We start from the raw sequence: 4,219 nt of genomic DNA on the forward strand, positions 1-4,219 counted from the left end.
ATTCGTTCCAGGCTTATCACGATCCAGGATTAACACATTAATTTTTTTGTAGGGTTTGTAGGATGGCGAAGAGGGCGGTGTATATTTTGGGGTTGCCAGAGATAATGTCGCCGCGTTCTAGGAATTGATTGCCGCCGGTAAAATCGGTGATGATGCCGCCGGCTTCGCGGATCATGGTGGCTCCTGCGGCCATATCCCATGGGCTTAAACCGAGTTCCCAGTAACCATCAAAACGACCTGCTGCTACATACGCTAAATCTAGAGCGGCGGAACCGGCGCGGCGAATACCCGAGACTTTACGATACAATTCGGTGAACGATTGAATGAAAAAATCAATTTTAGGATCGTTGTTGCGATAAGGGAAACCGGTGCCTAATAAACTATTTTCTAAGCGCGATTGCTGGGTTACTCGCATGCGTTTGCCATTGACTTGCGCGCCCTTGCCGCGGGTGGCGGTAAATAATTCGTCGCGAATGGGATCGTAAATCACACCATGTTCTAATTCGCCTTGGAATTTTATGCCAATGGATACCGCAAAATGAGGGAAGCCATGAATAAAATTATTGGTGCCATCTAAGGGATCGATAATCCATTGAAATTCACTGCCACGCCGCTGATATTGCCCGCTTTCTTCGCCAATAATATCGTGTTCGGGGTAGGCTTTGAGAATGTGATCGATAATCACTTGTTCGCAATGCTGATCGACATTGGTGACAAAATCGTTTTTACCTTTTTCACTCACTTTAACCGTATCCAGCCGTGCAAATGCGCGCGCAATTAAATCGCCCGCATGCCGAGCGGCTTTCACACCAATATTCACCATCGGGTGCATGCTCTAGATTCCTAAATTTTAAAACAGGGGAGTGTAGCAGAGTTGACAGAGCTAGCAAAGCCAATCTTGGAAATCATTGAACATGGCAAAATCTGCAATGGCGTCTATACTTAACCTATGAAGCGCTTAAACCCAAAAAGAAGAATTAAAAATGCCTAATAAGTTGTTAATATTTTCAGACATCGATGGCACTGCTACCGACACGGGTCGTTTTAATACCGAATTATTTCGTTACTACGCCTTACTCGCCGCTCAACCACAATACACTGCCAGTGAATTTTGGTTTCATACGGATCGAACGCATCAGACGATTGCCTTTAATTGCATGCAAAATTTTTCAGATTTTATGACTTCTAACGAAAGTCAGGCTAAGCAAGCTTATTTAAACGGATTGATCACCAGTGTGGTGGCGGCTGCCCAAAACGAGTTACCATTCCAAGCACAGGGCGTAATCACGCCATTCGACTATTTTTTAGCTGGCAGAAAGTTAGGTCAAACCTTTGCAGAGGATTTGAGTCAATTTGAGAAGGATATTACCAATCAATTTAATTTTGAGGATAATTGGAACACTGCAACTACCCTATGGAGAAATAGCTTCAAAATAGAAGATCAATACTGGTATTCTCATCGTGAAAATGCTCATGATGTGGTAAAAAACAGTTATCCTGCTGATGTAAGTCAAACAGAACAAAATCTTAAGAAACGATTATTAGCATTATCCAATAAATTTGATAAATGGATCCCCATTCAGCAGCGGATTGAGGCCTCACTTGCAGAAAACCCGAACCAAGCTATCGATGTGTATTTTGTTGATGATAATGAACATAATATTAACGATGTTAATCAAAAATTTGCGAAATGGAAAAATGCGAATCAAGATAAACCTGTTACCCTTCATGTGAAGCAAATTGTATATAAGCCAGCTTTTGGTTATGAGCCGGAAGAAAATTATTTTTTAGGGGATGATAATAAAAAGAAAGTTTTGATTTCAGAGTTAAATCACGGGCTATTAAATGATGACGTATTTGACAAAGAACGATTTAAATCTTCAGCACAAGTAAAATTTTCTCATAAAGAGTTTCATTTTATAAAACAATTAATACCTTTAAACAATTTTAAACTCACAACAAAAACCGATCAATTCCATTTCTTTCGCATCTACGCAAGACATTGTTTAAACCTCACAAACACCAATGGTCTCACTCAATGTGATGACTATGCTAGAGAGCGCATGCGTGGTAAAACGGCTGAAGCTAGCGAGAAAATTGCGAGATCGAATACCTCACCCTTCGGCGCAATGTTGCGTAGTATTGGCAGAGCCTTTGTGGAAAATCCTCTGAGTTCTTTTATCAAAGCCATTGTACCGGTTATCGGTTGGGCGTTTGCTTATGTGATGTCGTCGACGGCGAAAACCGTGGCGGATGGTCGACTTGAGCGGGTGACTTTAAGGAAAAATAGTGTATTACCAAATACCAAAAATCTGCAGGGTACCTATGCTACGGTGCAGGGAATACTGCCTCAAACTTCTATTAAAAATAAAAACAATAATCAACAGTGCACAGATGATAATACATGCAATAATGATGACACAACGAAAACAGAAGATAACCTTTCAGATGAAATATCAACTTCTGCTTCTAACACAAACCTCCAAAATGGTGATAGTCAACATACTAATCCAAGTTTATCTAGTCATACCCCAAGATCATGAGCAGGCAGTAGTTCAGGATAAATCCATCCACACCCTCATCGCCCTGTCTAAAATTCACTACCTAACGCACACTTTTTATCTTAAACACACAATAATCAACAGCCGGGTTTTGATTGCAATAAAACGTATAGCCAACCCCACTATTCCGCCAATAATTTTTATAGTCATCAGCAGGCACATAAATATTTCGATTATCGGTGATGATGGTATTATCTTGATAAAAACATAAGACATGTGCGAGGCTGACTAAATCGGTGAGGTCGACACTCTTGAGAGGAGATTGATTGGCATCGGTTGCCGGGCAGCGGCATTCCGAACCATTAGGCGTACAAGTAATGGAAGGAGAGGCGAGAGAGCTTGCAAATGTAGCCGAAAAAAATAAACAAGCACTTAAAAAAATGAAGTTAAATAATTTCATCACGAGTCTCCATAAAATGCGCAATCTTCTGGCTCTAAGCCAAAACATACTTCAGCGGCGGGGTATTCTTGTTTGATCCACTGCGTTTGCGTGGCATCCACACTGACATTCATCACTTGGCTCCAATAGGTATTACCATTGGTGCTTAAGCACTGCACTAACGAACTCGTATTATTAGCCAACGGTTGAATTTCCACACCGCCAAACGTGGCGTGAAACGGACAATGTTCGCTGCCATCGAGCGCGTCGGCAAAACTGTTGACGGTGAAGATAAGTAGACACAGGGCAAGGCTGGTTTTTTTCCACATAACGCAAATCCTTGTGAAAGTTTAGAGAGTCATTATAGCAAATTTATTCTAATTAAGGGATAATTCGCCGAACGTGACGCTGAGAAAAAAACATGCTTTCTTCAATTCGAATTGTGTTAGTTGAAACGACCCACGCTGGAAATATTGGCGCGTGTGCCAGAGTAATGAAAAATATGGGATTAAGCGAGTTAGCGCTCGTTAAACCTGCAAAATTTCCCCATCCTGCGGCGATTGCGCGCGCCAGTGGTGCTGATGATATTTTAAACCAGGCCACCATTCACTCAACCTTAACCGAGGCCATTGCGGGGTGTGAATTAGTGTTGGCGACCAGTGCCCGTCATCGCGCGATTGCTTGGCCGACACTTACTCCCGAGCAAGCGGCGCCCGTTATACTAGCTCAAGCTCAGCACAGTCCTGTGGCATTAGTGTTTGGCCGAGAAAGTAGTGGACTTACTAACGAAGAATTAGCATTAAGCCATTATCATCTGCACATTCCCACTGTTGATGAATTCAGTTCCTTAAATTTAGCTATGGCCGTAACCCTTTGTGCTTATGCATTGCGAAGTGCGAGTTTAGCCAATGTGCTCGATCCGCTGCCTAAAACAGAGTTAGCCAATATTGAAGACGTCGAGCGTTTTTATCAGCATTTAGAAAATACCTTACAAGCACTCGAATTTATTCGTCCGAATAATCGCGAGACGATGATGTTAAAATTACGACGTTTATTTAATCGCGCACGCTTGGAAGTTAAAGAGGTGAATATTTTACGCGGTATTCTCGCCAATATGGATCGTTATTTGGAAAAATAGGATTGCCTAGAACGAGTTAAGATGCGAATATAGTTTTTTGTAGCCTGGAACGGAGCGTAGCCTGTAGCCTGGAACGAAGCGTGTAGCCTGGAACGGAGCGCAGCGGAGATCCAGGATCGGAGCATCAATAAAACTCTGATC

The 4,219-nt window shown here is 42.2% G+C and carries 5 protein-coding genes; 2 read left to right on the plus strand and 3 right to left on the minus strand.

Features of this window, described 5'->3' with window-relative positions; all coding sequences use genetic code 11:
• Positions 1-37: 37 nt before the first annotated feature.
• On the minus strand, positions 38-832 hold the full coding sequence (gene suhB, locus KIT27_12255; GenBank protein ID MCW5590418.1) for an inositol-1-monophosphatase: 795 nt from the start codon (positions 830-832) through the stop codon (positions 38-40).
• Positions 833-983: 151 nt separating this feature from the next.
• On the opposite strand from suhB, the gene KIT27_12260 reads away from it, so the two are divergent.
• Positions 984-2,543: a hypothetical protein gene (locus KIT27_12260; GenBank protein ID MCW5590419.1), complete on the plus strand. Its 1,560-nt coding sequence runs from the start codon at positions 984-986 to the stop codon at positions 2,541-2,543.
• Positions 2,544-2,604: 61 nt separating this feature from the next.
• Here KIT27_12260 and KIT27_12265 read toward each other — a convergent pair whose 3' ends face one another.
• Together KIT27_12265 and KIT27_12270 are read right to left on the minus strand one after the other, a co-directional pair.
• On the minus strand, positions 2,605-2,961 hold the full coding sequence (locus KIT27_12265; protein MCW5590420.1) for a hypothetical protein: 357 nt from the start codon (positions 2,959-2,961) through the stop codon (positions 2,605-2,607).
• Positions 2,961-3,269, minus strand: coding sequence for a hypothetical protein (locus KIT27_12270; GenBank protein ID MCW5590421.1), 309 nt, complete (start codon positions 3,267-3,269; stop codon positions 2,961-2,963). The genes KIT27_12265 and KIT27_12270 overlap by 1 nt, the downstream gene beginning before the upstream one ends.
• Before the next feature lie 92 nt (positions 3,270-3,361).
• Between KIT27_12270 and KIT27_12275 the strand changes: the two genes are divergently transcribed.
• Positions 3,362-4,078 carry an RNA methyltransferase gene (locus KIT27_12275; protein MCW5590422.1) on the plus strand — a complete coding sequence of 239 codons (717 nt, stop codon included), beginning with the start codon at positions 3,362-3,364 and terminating at the stop codon, positions 4,076-4,078.
• Positions 4,079-4,219: the final 141 nt, after the last annotated feature.

The organism is Legionellales bacterium (assembly GCA_026125385.1).
Taxonomy (GTDB): domain Bacteria; phylum Pseudomonadota; class Gammaproteobacteria; order JAHCLG01; family JAHCLG01; genus JAHCLG01.